This window comes from Chryseobacterium sp. JUb7 (assembly GCF_024806495.1).
GTDB lineage: Bacteria > Bacteroidota > Bacteroidia > Flavobacteriales > Weeksellaceae > Chryseobacterium.
The window spans coordinates 1-17,849 of the sequence record NZ_JANUFF010000009.1; the positions used below are offsets into that span (position 1 = coordinate 1).

Sequence of the window (17,849 nt, forward strand, 5' to 3'; positions counted from 1 at the left end):
ATCAGTGAGAAAATTCATCAGGAAGTATTAAGTCTTCCTATTTCTCCGGTGATGAGCGATGAAGAGGTGAATAAGATAATTGAGATCATAAATAAGTATAATGTTTAAAAAACTGCTTAAACTTTTATCTAACGATCTTGTAAAAGTATTTTCTTATACAAGTATTTCTACATTAATAAAAATAATATCTAGTTATGTAGCAGTTAAGGTTGTTGCTAGTATTATTGGTCCTGCGGGAGTAGCCTTGGTAGGACAATTACAGAATTTTACAACAATTTTTACAACAATTGGTGCGGGTGGAATTAATAATGGAGTTGTTAAGTATGTTTCAGAACATAAAGAAAATAAAAGTGAGCTACAAAAGTATCTTAGCAATGGTTTTAAGATAACTACTTTTTTTTCTGTAATATCAGGATTAATATCAATTATTTTTTGTAAATACCTTAGTAAGTGGATTTTATTTGAAGATAGATATTATTATCTATTTGTTTTCTTTGGAATAAGTTTAATATTATCATCATTAAACAACTTTTTTTTGTCCATTTTAAACGGTTTTAAAGAATTCAAAATATTTGTGATTATTAGTATTATCACAAATATTGTCAGTCTTTTATTTACAATACTTTTAGTTAGTATTTATCATTTGGATGGGGCTTTAATAGCGGTTGTTACTTCTCAGGGATTTATACTTTTTATCACATTATTCTTTTTAATTAGAAAGGAATGGTTTTCAAAAAAATTAATAGCTCCGCTGGACAAGCAAATCGTAAAGAAATTTTTTTCTTACACTTTAATGGCTTTTGTAAGCGCTATGACAGTTCCTATAGCTCAGTTGTTAATTAGAGGATATATTATCCAGAATTATTCTATAAAAGATGCAGGTTTTTGGGAAGGAATTAATAAGATTTCTGCAATGTATTTGATGTTTGTAACTACTTCTTTTAGTGTATATTATTTGCCAAGACTATCTGAAATAAATAATAATAGTTTACTACGAAAAGAAATTTTTAAGACTTATAAAGTTATGGCTCCTTTAGTATTCATAACATTATTAACTATTTACTTTTTAAAAGATTTTGTTATAAATATTCTTTTTACTAAGGAATTTTATCCTATGAAAGATTTATTTAAATGGCAATTGTTAGGAGACTTTTTTAAAATTTTAAGCTGGCTACTTGCTTTTATAATGGTTGCAAAATCTATGACCAAATTATTTATTTTCACCGAAATATTTTTTTCCGGATTATTAATATTGTTATCTTACTATTTTATAAATAGGGATGGCATGATAGGTGCGACAGAATCGTATTGTATTACTTATTTTGTTTATTTTGTATTGATGATTTTAATATTTAGAAAAAAATTATTTTAAAGATTATGAAAATAATAATTCCTTTAATTGGCTCTTTTGGAAAATCTGGTGGCTATCGAGTGTTATCACAACTTGCTAATTTTTGGATTAAAAAAGGAAATGAAGTAACATTTTTGTCTCATAATAATGGCGAAGATCCTTATTTCCCTACTGATGCAGACATATTGTATTATGATAATTCAGGAAATGTTACAAGTGAAAAGAAAAATATAAAACCAAAATCTGTTTTAGAATTTTTTATTTTAAATAAAGCCCTTAAAAAAGCGCTTGATAAACTTGAAGCAGATATTGTTCTTGCGAATCATTCCTTTACAGCTGATCCTGTAAAAAAATCAATAATAAAAGCAAAGAAGTTTTATTACGTTCAGGCTTATGAACCAGAGTATTTTTACCATAAAAATTTAAAAAATTTTATACTTAAGAGAGCGAGTGAAAAATCGTATAAGCTAGGACTAAATATTATTGTTAATGCTTCTATGTATATGGATTATAAAGGGATAAAAACTCATCGGGTTGTTTTCCCTGGTTTAGATCTTAATGTTTTTAAACCATTGTCTAAGGATAAAAATGATTCGAAGATAATATTAGGTACCATAGGAAGAATTGAGGCATATAAAGGTACTTCATATATTATAGATGCATTTAAAGAATTAAGAAAAGTATATGGTGAAAAAATAGAATTGCATGTGGCTTTTGGTGAAAAACATCTGGAAGATATAGATGGAATTACTGTGGTGACGCTTCAGGGAGATATTGAATTGGCGGATTATTATAATTCGTTACATGTTTATATTAGTGCAGGAACAGTTCAGCTTGATGCAATACATTATCCTGTTATTGAAGCAATGGCCTGCAAAACACCAGTAATTACGACCGGTTATTATCCTTCCAATAAAAGTAATTCATGGATTGTACCGATAAAAGATGCATATGCAATTTTTAAAGAAGTTGAAAATTTACTTGGTGATCCAGATAGGATAAAAAAAGTAGAAACCGGCTATATGAATATTAAAGAATTTGATTGGGAATATATAGCGAAAAAAATGCTTAAATATTTCAAAGAGTAATAAAATTATTATTACTAAAACTGACAGGGATTAAAAAATGGAAATCTATTATTTATTATTTATATTTATAACAGTCTTAGGTATATTACCAATTGATAGAAAGATTAAGACATCTATCATTATAGCTGTTTTAACTATTTTTGCAGGGACGAGAGTAGATATTGACAGCGACTATCCTTTATATAAAGATGTATTTGATTTCATTCCTAATACTTTTGCTGAATACAAAGAACTGTACACATTTGAAAGCTGTCTCTACTTTGTAACAGCATTTTCTAGATTTTTTTTTTACAGCAAAGAATCTATCATTAATTTCTCCTTTTTGACTTTTGCATTTTTAGGAGTAACGACTAAAATGATCTCCATATCAAAATATGCAAATTATTATGTATTATCAATTCTAATTTATCTTACGAACCTGTTTTTTATACAGGAAATGACTACCATAAGGGCAGGAGTAGCTGCGGGAATATTTTTACTCGCCATACCGGATATGATTGAAAAGAAATACTGGCTGTTTTTCTTAAAAATAGCCTTATGCTTTATATTCCATTCGAGTAGTGTATTTTTTATTATTGTTTTTGTTTTGGTGAAGTTTATTCCCAATATTAAGTATTATTATATAGGTCTGGGGGTTGCTTTTATACTTTTGGTTCTGAATCTGGATATTGTAACGCTGTTAAGACTTGATTTAATATTTCCTAAGGTAGCAGTATATCTGGAGATTATGAGTTGGCTCGATGAGGGTAAAGTTAACTTATTTAATTTCAGAATTATTTTCTCTCTGTTTTTCTTTTTATATTTTGCATATCATTATAAGAAGTATATTAAAGATGACTTATACTTTGATACATTATTTAAAATACATGTTATTTCATTAATCTTTTTCTTTGCTTTAAGTTTATCAGCCGTTACGTTTTCTTTACGATCTTTTGAACTTTTAAGTGTAATACAGATACTTTTATATCCATTAATGATAAAAACATTAGATCCCAAATTTAAAATTTGGGGATATGCAGCTATTATCATTATTTGTATATTTCAGCTTTATTATACCGTAGAAATATCAGACATTTTTAAACCATATAAAACTTGGCTTTAACACGATGATTTTATTTGGAATAGTTACATACAGAGAAAGATTTTGGGAATGTAAATCTTTTAAGTCACTTTATCATTCATTTAAGAAAGATAAAGGAGACGATAAAATTCATATTTTTATTTTCGATAATACAGATATTGAAGACTGGGATTTAACGACACCCACTTTTCAGGATATTAAGCTTGAATACACAAATGATAAAAGAAATCCGGGGATCTCTTGTGCATACAATACAATCGCTGAATATGCCAGACAGAATGACTATAATTATATTACATTCCTGGATCAGGATACGGAACTGCCGGATAATTTTTATGAAGTATATAAAAACTATTCATTAAAGGATTATTCTTTATGTGTACCACAGATTCATGCTAATAACAGGCTGGTATCACCAAGCCGTTATATTAATTTTAGATCCGTTTTGTATGAAAATTTAAATACGGATGAATTAGTGCTTAAAGGAAATTCCTGTATCAATACGGGCATGATGATTAAAAATGAAATATTTTTTATGAATAAAGGGTATAATTCCGCTTTAAGATTAGACTTTTGTGATCATGAGTTTATTGAAAGACTATCTAAGTTTGATCTGAAAATGAAAATAATACCTATAATAATTAATCAAAATTTTTCTTTTTTAGATAATACTAAAAAACAGGATGTTTTCAGATATAAATTATTTATAAAAGATCTTAAAACATATGCAAACTCTACCAATAAACAATTAAAGATGTTTTTCTATGTTGATTTACCAAGATTGTTGAGTCTTACTTTACGACATAAAAGTTTGGAGTTTCTAAAAATTAGATTGAGATCATAACTATACATGACAAGAAGATGAAAAACACGGGCGTATCGATATGCATGGCAGTTTACAACGGAGATAAGTATATAGAAGGACAACTGATTTCTATTCTTAATCAATTAAATGATAATGATGAAATTATTGTAGTAAATGATTTCTCTAAGGATAAGACTATTGAAATTATTGAAGCATTTAAGGATTCTAGGATAAAAATTTTTCATAACGAAAAAAATATGGGACATGTTAAATCATTTGAGAGAGCAATAGATTTGTCTAAAAATGAATTAATATTTCTAAGCGACCAGGATGATCTTTGGATGCCGAATAAAATCAAGATTTTTAAAGAGTATTTTGAGAAGCAAAATGTGCAGTTAGTCTCATCAAGTTTTACTTGTTTTGATAATGATTATAATACCAATAATGATGAAAAATATAAGCTATATCAAAACGAGTCTGCAAAATATTCTGAAAATATAATAAGAATATTTAAAGGCAATATACCTTACTTTGGTTGTGCAATGGGATTCAAAAGAGAATTCTTAAAAATAATACTTCCTTTTCCTGAGTATGTAGAAGCCCATGATTTATGGATAGGAATGGCTGCCAATATTTTAAAATCAAATTTACATATTGAAGAAAACAGTATTCTGCATAGAATACATAATGCAAATGCCACTCCTTCAAAACGTCCTCTTTCAAAAAAAATAAAATCCAGACTGGTTTTTATAAAATCATACCTTGAACTTAGAAAAAGAACTAAATATTTTGATATATTTAAAACCTAATTTCAGACCCCAATATTATTAAGACAGAACGCAAACATAAATGAGAAATTATCAAATTTGTACAAAAACTATAATGGATACTTCCGATCCCAGGATTACTTTTAATGATGCCGGAGAAAGTGATTATTATACTAATTTTATGAATAGTATTCTTCCGGATTGGAATTATGGAATCGGTAAAGAAGAAGAATTAAGCAAAATTGCTGAGAAAATAAAAAATAGTTCTTCAAATAAAGATTTTGATTGTATTATAGGAATTAGTGGAGGTTTGGATAGTTCTTATGCGGTATATGTAGCAAAGGAAGTGATGGGACTTAATCCCTTATTATATCATGTAGATGCAGGTTGGAATTCGCATCAGGCTACCAGCAATATAGAAAAACTAATTAATGGATTAAATTTAGAGCTTTATACAGATGTTATAAACTGGGAAGAAATGAAAGATCTGCAACGGTCATTCTTTTATGCTCAGGTTCCGGATTTAGATTTCCCCCAGGATACTGCTTTTTTTTCGAGTTTGTATAAATTCGCAAAAAAAAATAAAATTAAATATATTTTGACAGGTGCTAATTACAGTACCGAATGCTGCAGAGAACCTGAAGAATGGGGTGCATATCCGGGAATTGATAAAGTTTTACTCAATGATATTTATAAAAAATTTGGTAATAATAAACTTAAAACATTTCCAATAATAGATATTTTAGTGTATAAAATTTATTATAAATATATTTTAGGAATGAAAGTCGTTCATCCCTTAAATTATGTTCCGTATGTCAAAAAAGATGTGGAAAAAATGCTTAATCAGAAATTTGACTGGAAGCCATTTAAGCATAAGCATCACGAATCACGATTTACCAGATTTTATGAAGATTTCTGGCTTCCTAAAAAATTCGGTTTTCATAAAAGACGCGCGCACTTCTCAAGCTTGATTTTAACAGGACAGATGTCTAGAGATGAAGCGTTGGAGAGAATTTCAGAACCTGAATTGGACGAACTTACTTTAAAAAATGAATTTGAATTTGTAGCTCAGAAAATGGGATTTAAAGTAGAGGAGTTATGGACAATATTTAAAGGAAAAAATAAAACATATAAAGATTTTAAGTCTAAACGTGCCTTAATAGGAATGGGAATTCATATTACCCGTATTTTAGGCCTGGAAAGAAGATTATTTAGATGATTACAATTATAAACTATGGAATAGGAAATATAAATGCTTTTGTAAATATTTATAAAAGATTTGATATACCCGTTAATATTGCTGTAAATGTTGATGATTTAAATAATGTAGACAAAATAATTCTGCCCGGGGTAGGTTCTTTTGATTATGCAATGCAAAGGCTTGCCGATTCAGGTATGAAAGACCGACTCAATGAATTGGTATTGGAAGAGAAAAAGCATGTATTGGGAATATGTGTGGGAATGCAGCTTATGGCGGAATCTAGTGATGAAGGGACATTAGATGGTTTAGGATGGATTAAGGGACATGTGAAAAAAATAAATGTAGAAAATGTTCATCACAGGTCCAAATTACCACATATGGGATGGAACGATGTAGAACCAACAATACATCATCCTATTTTTGATAAGATGAATGACAAACAGCTTTTTTATTTTCTGCATTCTTACTATTATAAACTTCAAAATCCTGAGAACTGTTTGGGAGTTACCAATTATGGAGAAAAATTGGCCAGTGTTATCGGCAGAGATAATATTCTGGGGATTCAATGTCATCCGGAAAAAAGCCATGAAGCAGGTGAACTATTTTTAAAGAATTTCGCTAAATTATAATTATTATGTTGAGACCCAGAATTATAGTTAGCTTGTTATTGGAAAATGAAGGTTTGGTAAAAACTAAAAAATTTAAAGATCCTCGATATATTGGAGATCCTATAAATACGGTTAAAATCTTTAATGAAAAAAAAGTTGATGAACTTTGTATATTTGATATAGGTGCCACAACACAAAATTATCAACCCAATTATGACCTTATCGCCAATATTGCAGCCCAATCGAGAATGCCGATTTGCTATGGAGGTGGCATAAAAAATGCAGAACAGGCCCAGAAGATATTTAATCTCGGAATTGAAAAGATAGCCATTAGCAGCGTGATTTTTACACAACCTGATATTATTGAATCTATAGCAGATAAAGTAGGTGTTCAAAGTGTTGTAGCGGTCTTGGATGTCAAAAAGAAAATTTTTGGAGGTTATGAAATTTATATTAATAACGGAAAAAAAGTAATTACAGAAAATATTTTTTCGCTGGTTTCGGATTTAGAAAAAAGAGGCGTTGGTGAAATAATAATAAACAATATAGATTTAGATGGAACAGGCAAAGGATATGATTTTAATCTTATTGAGAAAATAACTGAAAAGCTATCCATCCCGGTGACAGTAGTAGGTGGTGCCGGTTCTTTAAACGATATAAAAAAATTAATTGAACATTTTGGTATCATTGGTGCAGCCGCTGGTAGCCTTTTTGTATTTAAAGGGAAATATAATGCTGTTCTCATCAATTATCCAGATTATGAATTAAAAAATACTCTTTACTAAAATTATTATGCAAATAAAAAATAAAACACTACTTATTACAGGTGGAACAGGTTCTTTCGGAACTGCTGTTTTGAGAAAGTTTATCAATACAGAACATTTTAAAGAAATTCGTATTTTTTCTCGTGATGAGAAAAAGCAGGATGATATGAGAAACCAGTTTAAAAACGATAAACTGAAGTTCTATATTGGTGATGTGAGGGATTATAAAAGTGTTGAGCCTGCAATGAGAGGAGTGGATTATGTTTTCCATGCCGCTGCATTGAAACAGGTTCCTTCTTGTGAATTTTTTCCGATGCAAGCTGTAAAAACCAATGTGGAAGGGACACAAAATGTTATTGATGCTGCCGCACAAAATAAAGTTAAAAAAGTAATCTGTTTAAGTACAGATAAAGCTGCTTATCCTATTAATGCAATGGGGATTTCTAAGGCTATGATGGAAAAGGTAGCTGTTGCAGCTTCCAGAAATCTGGAGGAAACAGTAGTCTGTCTTACCCGTTATGGAAATGTGATGGCTTCCAGAGGTTCTGTTATTCCGTTATTTACAAAGCAAATTAAAGAAGGTGGAGATATTACAATTACGGATCCTAATATGACGCGTTTCCTGATGTCATTGGAAGAAGCTGTAGATTTGGTATTATTTGCTTTTGAACATGGAAATCCTGGAGATCTTTTCGTAAATAAGGCTCCGGCAGGAACAATTGGAGATTTGGCTCAGGCACTCAAAGAAATGTTTAAAGCAGATAATCCGATAAAAATTATTGGGACCAGACATGGTGAAAAGTTATATGAAACACTTTGTACCCGTGAAGAAATGATCAAAGCTGAGGATATGGGAGACTTCTATAGAATCCCCGCAGATAACAGAGATCTGAATTATGCGCAATATTTCTCTGAAGGAACTGAAGATATATCAAAAATCGAAGACTATCATTCTCACAATACGGAGCAGCAGGATGTTGAAGGAATGAAAAAGCTTTTAATGAAACTTCCACTGATCAGAAAAGAAGTTTTAGGAGAAGATATTCTGCAATATCCGGATTAAAAAATCTCATGGAAATTCCTAAAATAATCAAAGGAGGAAAGTATTCTGATGAAAGAGGAAATCTTTTTTTTAATAATGAGTTTGATGCATCAGCCATTAAAAGAATTTATTATATAGAGAATACGAATATTGAATTTGTAAGGGGCTGGACAGGCCATCAAATCGAGCAAAGATGGTTTTCTGCAATCCAAGGAAGCTTCAATATAAAACTTATAAAAATTGATAACTGGGAAGCCCCGTCAAAAAAATCAGAGATTTTAGAATTTAAATTAAGTTCTGATACATTAAATATTATTCACATTCCGAAAGGATATGTGACTGCAATTCAGGCCATCGAAAAAGGTTCAAAGCTTCTTGTCATGGCCGATTATTCTTTAGGGGAAATTGTGGATGTTTATCGTTTCCCGATAGATTATTTTGAAAAATTAAAATAATGAAAAAAATTGGTATTACCGGTCAAAATGGATTTGTCGGTTCACATTTATATAATACGTTAGCTTTACATCCTGAAAAATTTGAAAGGATTAGTTTCGAAAGAGAATTCTTTGATGATCAGGATAAGCTAAATGGATTTGTTCAGCAGTGTGATGTTATAGTACATCTTGCTGCTATGAATAGAAATCCGGATCCTGAAGTTATTTATAACAATAATATTGATCTTGTCAAAAAGCTGACTCAGGCTTTAGAAAATACGAATTCTGAAGCTCATGTTATATTCTCATCATCTTCTCAGGAGGAAAAAGATAACCTTTATGGGAAATCCAAAAAAGAAGGTAGAGAGCTTTTAGCTGAATGGGCAGAAAAAAAGGGCGGAAAATTTACAGGTATGGTGATTCCAAATGTTTTCGGACCTTTTGGAAAACCTAATTATAATTCTTTCATAGCGACCTTTTGCCATAAATTGACTCATGGAGAAGTACCATCGATTGATCAGGATGGCGAAGTGAAATTAATTTATGTAGGCGAGCTTGTACAGGAAATGATTAAGGAAATTGAAAGTGGCGAATCAAAAAAATTATATGAAGTAGCCCCTACTTCTACAAATAAAGTCTCTGAAGTTCTCCAAAAATTGGAAAACTATAAGAAATTATATTTCGAGAATGGCGAAATTCCGGTTTTGGAAACAAAATTTGACTTAAATCTTTTTAATACTTTCCGCTGCTATTTTGATATTAAAAATCACTATCCCGTAAAGTTTACACAACATACAGATCCAAGAGGGGCTTTTGTTGAAGTGATAAGACTTGGAATTGGAGGGCAGTGTTCTTTTTCAACGACAGTACCGGGAATCACAAGAGGAAATCACTTTCACACAAGAAAAATAGAGCGGTTTGCTGTTATTAAGGGAAAAGCATTAATACAACTAAGAAAAATCGATACAGATGAAGTTCTTGATTTTTATCTGGATGGCAATGAGCCAGCCTATGTAGATATGCCAATTTGGTATACACATAATATTAAAAATATAGGAGAAGAAGAGCTTTATACAATTTTTTGGATCAATGAACCATTTAATCCCGAGGATTCAGACACTTATTTTGTTGAAGTCTAATTAGGAATCTTTGGTGATTTAAAAGAGGAATTTCTATTTTTCAGAAGTTCCTCTTTTAATTTTGCATTACCTTCTGCTCCTGTATCAATGGTATTTCTTGAATAATCTAAATCAGTTCCTAACTTTACTTTATTAGGATTTACACTTTCCATAGAATTGATCGCAACATTTTTTTCAAATATATTATTAATAGAGCTGCCCATCAACTGATATAATGTTTGGTTTTTTTCATTATTAACAGTTTCTCCAGTTACTGCAAAAAAATTATTATTGATCAAATTATTGAATGAATCTTTGACTGCAATGCTGACATAGTGCTGTTCAAAATAATTGCTTGTTATAATATTGTTTGATGCTCCATCGATAACGATAGCTCTGCCATTACTCTTTAAGTTGTATAGTTGTGAAGTTTTGTCTTCAGCCAGATAACCGGCAAGATTATTTTCAATCATATTATCATTAATAAAATTGGCAAATGATCTTCCGGTAATATAAATTCCTATGGAATTTTGTCTTACCTCACTTTTGGTAAGGTAGACACTGGTAGATTCTTTGTCAATCAATATTCCAGTCCCATTATTGCGGATAAAACAATTATTTAAAAAAGTATAATAAGCGGAGAGAATCTCAATTCCATTATTTGAAAACCCTTCTACCTGTATATCTTCGATACGTGTTCTTAGTCCATAAATTTTTAAGCCTGTGCTGTTGATTATACTGGACTTAATGTTTTGGGGCAAAAACATATTTGGAATATCACTATTGGGTCCTAAAAAAGTAATATTCTTTATATAATTATATCCATTATAAATTATACTTTCATCATAGTTTTTTTCCAAAATAAGAGCTTCAGAATTGGCTTCCTTTACTTTGATAATTGTACTGTTGACAAACTCTCCGGTTATACTTATATATTTATTCAAAACGATAGGTTTAGAAATTAAATAAGTACCGGATGGCAGGTAAAGGTTTACATGCTTTTTCTTGGCACTGTACTTTGCTTTGATGTCATTTACAGCATTGGTAAAGGCTCTTGTATCATCAGATATACCGTCACCTTTCGCACCATAAGTTTTAATATCTATATTTTGAGAATAAGTGAAAATACTTATTATTAAAAATAAAATTGTTGAATAGCCTTTCATACTTTTTTTTGTCAATCGTGAGTTTAAATATAATAAAAAATTATCTTTGTAACGGCAAAAAAATACAATGGAGAAACTAAAAGTAATGACAGTCGTAGGAACGCGACCAGAGATTATTAGACTTTCAAGAGTCTTGTCTGCTTTAGATAATTCTGAAGCTATTGAGCATATTATTGTTCATACAGGGCAAAATTATGATTATGAACTTAATCAGATTTTCTTTGAAGACTTAGGTCTTCGTAAACCTGATTTTTTTTTAGAAGCAGCTGGGAAAACAGCCACAGAAACAGTAGGAAATATTTTAATTAAAATAGATCCTCTTTTGGAAGAAGTAAAGCCTGATGCTTTTCTTGTTCTGGGAGATACCAATTCTTGCCTTTGTGCAATACCGGCAAAGAAAAGACAGATTCCGATTTTCCATATGGAAGCCGGAAACAGATGTTTTGATCAAAGAGTTCCTGAAGAAACCAACAGAAAAATTGTAGATCACACTTCCGATATAAATTTAACGTATTCTGATATTGCACGCGAATATTTATTAAGGGAAGGTCTTCCTGCTGACAGAATTATTAAAACGGGTTCTCCGATGTTTGAGGTTCTGAATCATTATCTTCCTCAAATTGAAAGTTCGGATGTTTTAGCAAGACTAAACCTTGAAGAGAGAAAGTATTTCGTTGTTTCGTCTCATAGAGAGGAAAATATTAATTCTGATAAAAATTTTAAAGGATTAATAGAAAGCCTTAACGCGATTGCTGAGAAATTTGGCTATCCGATTATTGTCTCTACACACCCGAGAACGAGAAATATGATCGATAAAATGAACGTTGAGGTGAGACCTGAAATTCAGTTTCTGAAACCTCTTGGCTTTCACGATTATAATGCACTTCAAATGAGAAGTTATGCGGTTCTATCGGATTCGGGAACTATTTCTGAAGAATCTTCTATACTCAATTTTAGAGCCTTAAATATCAGAGATGCTCACGAAAGACCGGAAGCAATGGAGGAAGCATCAGTAATGATGGTTGGTTTATCACCTGAAAGAATTTTGCAGGGCTTAACTCAGCTTCAGCAACAAAAAGTAGGGGCTGAAAGAAATTACAGACCTGTTGCAGATTATTCTATGCCAAATGTGTCTGAAAAAATGGTCAGAATTATTCTGAGCTATACTGATTATGTTAACCGAGTAGTTTGGAGTAAGAAATAAGAGAATGAATGTATTATTTCTTACTTTAGTTAAAATAGATACTTTACAGCAAAGAGGTATTTATCATGATCTTATGCGTGAATTCTCCAGGCATGGTCATCACCTCTACATTGTATCACCATCGGAAAGAAGAGAAAAAGTCAAAACGAGTATAAAAACAGAAGAAAATACCCGGTTTTTAAATGTAAAGACGCTTAATATTCAGAAAACAAATTTTATTGAAAAGGGAATTTCAACACTTACAATAGAAAAATTATTCTTAAGAGCAGTGAAGAAATATTTTTCTGACGTAAAATTTGATTTGATTATTTATTCTACGCCACCCATTACTTTTACTAATCTCATTAAGTATATTAAAAAAAGAGATCATGCTAAAACATATCTGTTGCTTAAAGATATTTTTCCGCAAAATGCTGTAGATATGCAACTGATGTCAGATAAAGGTGTTCTTTACAAATATTTTAGGAATAAGGAAAAAGAGCTCTATACCATTTCCGATAAAATTGGGTGTATGTCTAAAGCCAATGTAGATTTTGTTTTAGATCATAATTCATATATTTCAGAAGATAAAACTGAAATTAATCCAAATTCTATTGAAATACAACTTTTTAAAGAGTTGTCTCATGAAGAAAAATCTAAAATTAAAGCTAAGTATAATATTCCTGTTGATAAAATGATCTTCATTTATGGAGGTAATTTAGGAAAACCTCAAGGCATCGATTTTTTGATAGAAACTTTAGATGCTAAAAAAAATGATACCAAAGTATTTTTTATTGTGGTAGGATCAGGTACTGAATATGGCAAAATAAAATCGTGGATGGATATAAATCAGCCTGAAAATGTATTATTCCTCTCAGCATTACCCAAAAAAGAGTATGATCAGCTGGTTCAGGCCTGTGATGTGGGATTAATTTTCCTGCATAAAGACTTTAAAATTCCTAATTATCCTTCAAGGCTTTTATCATATTTGGAATTTAAGATGCCGGTATTGGCTGCGACTGATAACAATACAGATATTGGCTCAGATATTGTTGCAAATGGTTGTGGATTTGCCGTTGAGTCTGGTAATATTGGTGAAATGATAAAAGCTGTTGATCAATTGGCAGAAATGGATAATACTATATTTGAAGAAATGAGACAAAAAAGTTTCACCTTTTTGGAAAGGGATTTTCAGGTATCTGGTTCTTATGAAAAAATAATAGAATCTATTTCGTAGTAACTAAAGCAAAATTTATAATTTTAAATACAATCAGAACAAATGCAAACAGATAAAAAATCATTTTTTAATCTTTTTAAATTAAAATAAACGATGTATAAAGCATTTATAAAAAGGTTTTTAGATATCGTTGTAGCTCTGTCAGTTATTATATTTTTACTTCCTTTATTTATCATTATTTATATTCTCGTGAAAACAGACAGTTCAGGTAACTTTTTTTTCTTCCAGGAAAGATTAGGATATAAGGGCAAAGTCTTTAAAATATATAAGATAAGAACGATGTATGATAAAGAGCGGGTTGCTGACAGAGAGATTTTGAAAAACGATGTTGAGGTTACAAAAGTAGGATACTATCTGAGACGCTTCAAAATAGACGAGCTTCCGCAGATTATTAATGTTTTTAAAGGAGATATGTCTTTGGTTGGACCTCGCCCTTGTTTGCCGAGACAATTAGCAGAATTTAATGAAGACGGAAAAAAACGTATTGAAGTTGTTCCTGGTTTAACAGGGCTTTCTCAGGTAAATGGAAATATTCATTTAACCTGGGAACAAAGATGGAAATATGACAGAGAGTATGTGGAGAATCAAAGCTTTCCACTTGATGTTAAAATAATACTTAAAACTTTTTTAATACTCTTTTACGGAGAAGATAAATATTTAAAAAGCCCGGATGTATAGAATATTAGTAATAGGAGCCGTAAGTTCAACTGCACAGATTATTAAAAAACTGGTTGAGCATAATTTGCTGGTCGTTGGAGTCCTTGGACATGAACCAAAAGATAGGGATAAAGTCTCAGGATGGGCGGATTTATCTGCTTTATCATCATCATATAATATCAATTATAAAGGTTTTACTAAAATTAATGATCAGGAAAATCTTTCATGGGCTATCGACAAAAAACCGGATATTATTTTTGCGGTAGGTTTTTCACAGTTAGTACATGAAGAATGGTTTTCAGTCTCAAAATTAGGATGTATAGGTTTTCACCCAACAAAACTTCCGCTAGGCAGAGGAAGAGCTCCTTTAGCATGGATTACTCTGGAACAGTCTTATGGCTCGGCTTCCTTCTTTCTCATGGGAAAAGGGGCTGATGACGGGCCTGTTTTTGTACAGTCAATATTTAAAGTTGAGGAAAATGATGATGCCGGAATTGTTGAAGGGAAAATTATGCAACATATTGATATTGCTTTAGATCAATGGTTACCAGAATTAAAAAAAGGACTTTGGAATCCTGTTCCTCAATGTGAACACATGGCATCTTATTACGGGATAAGAAAAGAAGAAGACGGATTAATTAACTGGAATGACAATGCCGAGTATATTAACCGTCTTGTAAAAGCAGCATCCAGACCACACCCTGGAGCCTACACTTATTATAAAGATGAAAAATTACTTATCTGGTCTTGTAGGGTAGAAAAAGAAATTCAGTTCAAAGGGGTTATTGGCAGAATTTTATTGAAAAATGATAATGGAGAATTTCTTATTCAAACTGGAGACGGACTTCTATGGATTGAAGAATATGCTTATAAAAACGGTTTAAGTATTTCAGTAAACATAGGAGACAAACTCGGTTATAATATTGAAGACGAAATTTATAAAATAAAAACAATTTTAAAAAAAATACAAAGTGAATAGAGTAGTAGTAGTAGCACCACATCCGGATGATGAAATCATTGGATGCGGAGCAACAATTGCCAGACATATTAAAAACGGTGATGAAGTTACCGTGGTCGTTGCAACCAATGCTTCTGTTGGAGCTCCTGAGCTTTATTCAGCAGATCAGGCTAAAAGCACCAGGGCTGAAGCAGTGGCTGCCCATCAGTTTTTAGGTGTGAAAGAGACTGTCTTTTGTGAGTTTCCTGCACCCGGACTGAATGCGTTTCCCGAATTTAAAATATCATTGGAGATTTCTAAAATATTCCAAAAAATAAAACCTACTCATTTATATCTTCCACATCCGGGAGATATTCATCAGGACCATAAAGCTATATACAGAGCATGTCTGGTTGCGGCAAGACCACAAGGTGAAGAAAAAATATCCAATATATACTGCTATGAAACTCTTTCTGAAACAGAATGGACGCCAATGCAGGAAAAGGCTTTTGTACCCAATCATTTTGTAGATGTTTCCGATGTTTTTTCAAAAAAACTGGAAGCCATGAAGTTTTTTGAATCACAGATTAAAAAATTTCCGCACTCTCGTTCTATAGAAGCATTTGAGGCTTTGGCAATGTACAGAGGAGCTACTGTCGGAGTAGCAAGAGCCGAAGCATTTGTCGTTGAAAGACAGCTGGTATTGTAAAATGTATTCGCAAGGAGGTAAAAAGCCTTAGTAAATAAGAAAGATAAATACAGTTTTTATTAATAATAAAAGATGAATAATATACTTATAACGTCTGCAGGACAGAGAGTTTCTTTGGTTAGAGCATTTCAGAAAGAAATAAAAAAGATTGATGAAAATGGAAAGGTTTTTACAGTGGATCTTAATCCTGTTCTAGCTCCGGCCTGTCATATTTCTGATGGTTATAAGCAAATTAACAGAGTTACGGATCCGGATTATATTTCTAATTTATTAGATATCTGCAAAAATTGGAATATCAAAATCATTATTCCAACAATAGATACGGAACTTCTTGTTTTAACTAAAAATAAAGAAATCTTTCTTGAAAATGGAATTATTCCCATTATCTCGTCCGAGAATTTTATTCAAAAATGTAGAGATAAACGTATTATTAATGAATTTTTCAAAGAAAAAAATATAGATATTCCCAAAGATATCGATAAGCAGAATATCACATTTCCATTATTTATAAAACCTTACGACGGATCACTAAGTAAAGACACTTTCCTGATAAGAGAGGCATCAGAACTTAAAGATTATCATTTTCAAAATCCTAAACTGATGTTTATGGAATATATTGATCATGATGTTTATGAGGAATATACGGTGGATACTTATTATGATAGAAACGGGGAGTTGAAATGTGTGGTTCCCAGAAAACGTATTTTCGTAAGAGCGGGAGAAGTAAACAAAGGAGTCACTCAAAAAAATGAGATTGAAAACTATGTTAAAAATAATCTGTCCTTTATTGAAGGTGCGGTAGGTTGCCTTACCATGCAGTTTTTCTTTCATCCCATAGATAAAAGAATTATCGGAATCGAAATAAATCCAAGATTTGGCGGAGGATATCCTTTAAGTTATCTTGCCGGAGCCAATTATCCTGGATGGATTTTAAAAGAATATATACTGAACGATACGATTTCTTATTTCGACGGATGGGAGAATAATTTATTAATGCTGCGTTATGACGATGAAATTTTAGTGCGTGATTATGAAGGCTAAATATATTATATTTGATCTTGATGATACTCTGATGTATGAAATTGAATATCTGGAATCTGCATATTATGAAATAGCTTCTTTGTTGGATAAAAGTAATAATAATCAGCTGTATGAAGAGATGATTCATTGGTATTATCAGAAACAGGATGTTTTTGGAATGTTGGAAAAAAAATATTCACATGCCAAAATCGACTTACTGAATATTTACCGGAATCATTTTCCTACCATCAAGATGGCAGAAGATGTAAAAGATACTTTAGATTATCTGAAGAGAAATTCATATAAAATCGGATTAATATCAGATGGAAGGTCTGTTACGCAAAGAAATAAATTAAAAGCTCTGAATATTGAAGATATTTTTGAGAAAATTATTATTTCGGAAGAGTTTGGGAGTACAAAACCTGATGTTAAGAATTTTAAAATATTTATGGATGATGAAAATCTGGAATATTTTTATATTGGTGATAATACAAAAAAAGATTTTATAGCACCAAACAATCTGGGCTGGGTAACTATTGCCCTTAAAGATGCGGGAAGAAATATTCATAAACAGGATTTTGATTGGTCTGAAGAGCATAAGCCGCATTTTATTGTAGATAATATCAAGGATATAATTAAATATATAAACTAAGTCAAAGCTTTAGTTTTATTAAAAAAAAT

Annotated in this window: 19 protein-coding genes; 18 read left to right on the plus strand and 1 reads right to left on the minus strand. The window is 31.1% G+C overall.

What is annotated here, in order from left to right; genetic code table 11:
• Positions 1–100: 100 nt before the first annotated feature.
• Genes M2373_RS15565 through M2373_RS15615 form a run of 11 tightly spaced genes read left to right on the plus strand, consistent with a single transcriptional unit; the run spans position 101 to position 10,280 of the window.
• Positions 101–1,372, plus strand: coding sequence for an O-antigen translocase (locus M2373_RS15565; protein ID WP_259111968.1), 1,272 nt, complete (start codon positions 101–103; stop codon positions 1,370–1,372).
• 5 nt (positions 1,373–1,377) lie between these two features.
• Entirely contained in the window at positions 1,378–2,439 is a 1,062-nt protein-coding gene (locus tag M2373_RS15570) for a glycosyltransferase family 4 protein (RefSeq protein ID WP_259111969.1), read from the plus strand.
• Positions 2,440–2,476: 37 nt separating this feature from the next.
• Entirely contained in the window at positions 2,477–3,541 is a 1,065-nt protein-coding gene (locus M2373_RS15575; RefSeq protein WP_259111970.1) for an EpsG family protein, read from the plus strand.
• Positions 3,542–3,545: 4 nt separating this feature from the next.
• Entirely contained in the window at positions 3,546–4,364 is an 819-nt protein-coding gene (locus M2373_RS15580; protein ID WP_259111971.1) for a glycosyltransferase, read from the plus strand.
• A 17-nt stretch (positions 4,365–4,381) separates the two neighbouring features.
• A complete protein-coding gene (locus M2373_RS15585; RefSeq protein WP_259111972.1) occupies positions 4,382–5,134 on the plus strand; it encodes a glycosyltransferase in 753 nt (250 codons plus the stop codon).
• A gap of 40 nt (positions 5,135–5,174) precedes the next feature.
• Positions 5,175–6,311, plus strand: coding sequence for an N-acetyl sugar amidotransferase (locus M2373_RS15590; protein ID WP_259111973.1), 1,137 nt, complete (start codon positions 5,175–5,177; stop codon positions 6,309–6,311).
• The gene (gene hisH / locus M2373_RS15595; RefSeq protein WP_259111974.1) at positions 6,308–6,922 is read left to right on the plus strand and encodes an imidazole glycerol phosphate synthase subunit HisH; all 615 of its coding nucleotides are present in this window, start codon (positions 6,308–6,310) and stop codon (positions 6,920–6,922) included. The genes M2373_RS15590 and hisH overlap by 4 nt, the downstream gene beginning before the upstream one ends.
• A 5-nt stretch (positions 6,923–6,927) precedes the next feature.
• On the plus strand, positions 6,928–7,686 hold the full coding sequence (locus M2373_RS15600) for an AglZ/HisF2 family acetamidino modification protein (protein ID WP_259111975.1): 759 nt from the start codon (positions 6,928–6,930) through the stop codon (positions 7,684–7,686).
• A 7-nt stretch (positions 7,687–7,693) separates the two neighbouring features.
• Positions 7,694–8,728, plus strand: a complete 1,035-nt coding sequence (locus M2373_RS15605) for a polysaccharide biosynthesis protein (RefSeq protein ID WP_259111976.1) — start codon at positions 7,694–7,696, stop codon at positions 8,726–8,728.
• A gap of 8 nt (positions 8,729–8,736) precedes the next feature.
• Positions 8,737–9,162: a WxcM-like domain-containing protein gene (locus M2373_RS15610; protein WP_259111977.1), complete on the plus strand. Its 426-nt coding sequence runs from the start codon at positions 8,737–8,739 to the stop codon at positions 9,160–9,162.
• On the plus strand, positions 9,162–10,280 hold the full coding sequence (locus M2373_RS15615) for an NAD-dependent epimerase/dehydratase family protein (protein WP_259111978.1): 1,119 nt from the start codon (positions 9,162–9,164) through the stop codon (positions 10,278–10,280). The genes M2373_RS15610 and M2373_RS15615 overlap by 1 nt, the downstream gene beginning before the upstream one ends.
• Here M2373_RS15615 and M2373_RS15620 read toward each other — a convergent pair.
• Complete coding sequence (locus tag M2373_RS15620; protein WP_259111979.1) at positions 10,277–11,425, minus strand: glycoside hydrolase family 55 protein; 1,149 nt, start codon at positions 11,423–11,425, stop codon at positions 10,277–10,279. The genes M2373_RS15615 and M2373_RS15620 overlap by 4 nt on opposite strands.
• Positions 11,426–11,492: 67 nt before the next feature.
• On the opposite strand from M2373_RS15620, the gene wecB reads away from it, so the two are divergent.
• The 7 genes from wecB (at position 11,493) to M2373_RS15655 (ending at position 17,820) form a co-directional block, all read left to right on the plus strand.
• Positions 11,493–12,629 (plus strand): non-hydrolyzing UDP-N-acetylglucosamine 2-epimerase, encoded by a 1,137-nt coding sequence (gene wecB, locus M2373_RS15625; protein WP_259111980.1) that lies wholly within the window; start codon positions 11,493–11,495, stop codon positions 12,627–12,629.
• 4 nt (positions 12,630–12,633) lie between these two features.
• On the plus strand, positions 12,634–13,845 hold the full coding sequence (locus M2373_RS15630) for a glycosyltransferase family 4 protein (RefSeq protein WP_259111981.1): 1,212 nt from the start codon (positions 12,634–12,636) through the stop codon (positions 13,843–13,845).
• Between the two features lie 93 nt (positions 13,846–13,938).
• Positions 13,939–14,523 carry a sugar transferase gene (locus M2373_RS15635; protein WP_259111982.1) on the plus strand — a complete coding sequence of 195 codons (585 nt, stop codon included), beginning with the start codon at positions 13,939–13,941 and terminating at the stop codon, positions 14,521–14,523.
• Positions 14,516–15,481, plus strand: coding sequence for a methionyl-tRNA formyltransferase (locus tag M2373_RS15640; protein WP_259111983.1), 966 nt, complete (start codon positions 14,516–14,518; stop codon positions 15,479–15,481). Before M2373_RS15635 ends, M2373_RS15640 begins: the two co-directional genes overlap by 8 nt.
• Complete coding sequence (locus M2373_RS15645) at positions 15,474–16,148, plus strand: PIG-L deacetylase family protein (protein WP_259111984.1); 675 nt, start codon at positions 15,474–15,476, stop codon at positions 16,146–16,148. Before M2373_RS15640 ends, M2373_RS15645 begins: the two co-directional genes overlap by 8 nt.
• Before the next feature lie 72 nt (positions 16,149–16,220).
• A complete protein-coding gene (locus M2373_RS15650; RefSeq protein ID WP_259111985.1) occupies positions 16,221–17,189 on the plus strand; it encodes an ATP-grasp domain-containing protein in 969 nt (322 codons plus the stop codon).
• Entirely contained in the window at positions 17,179–17,820 is a 642-nt protein-coding gene (locus M2373_RS15655) for an HAD family hydrolase (RefSeq protein WP_259111986.1), read from the plus strand. The genes M2373_RS15650 and M2373_RS15655 overlap by 11 nt, the downstream gene beginning before the upstream one ends.
• The last annotated feature ends 29 nt before the right edge of the window (positions 17,821–17,849 follow it).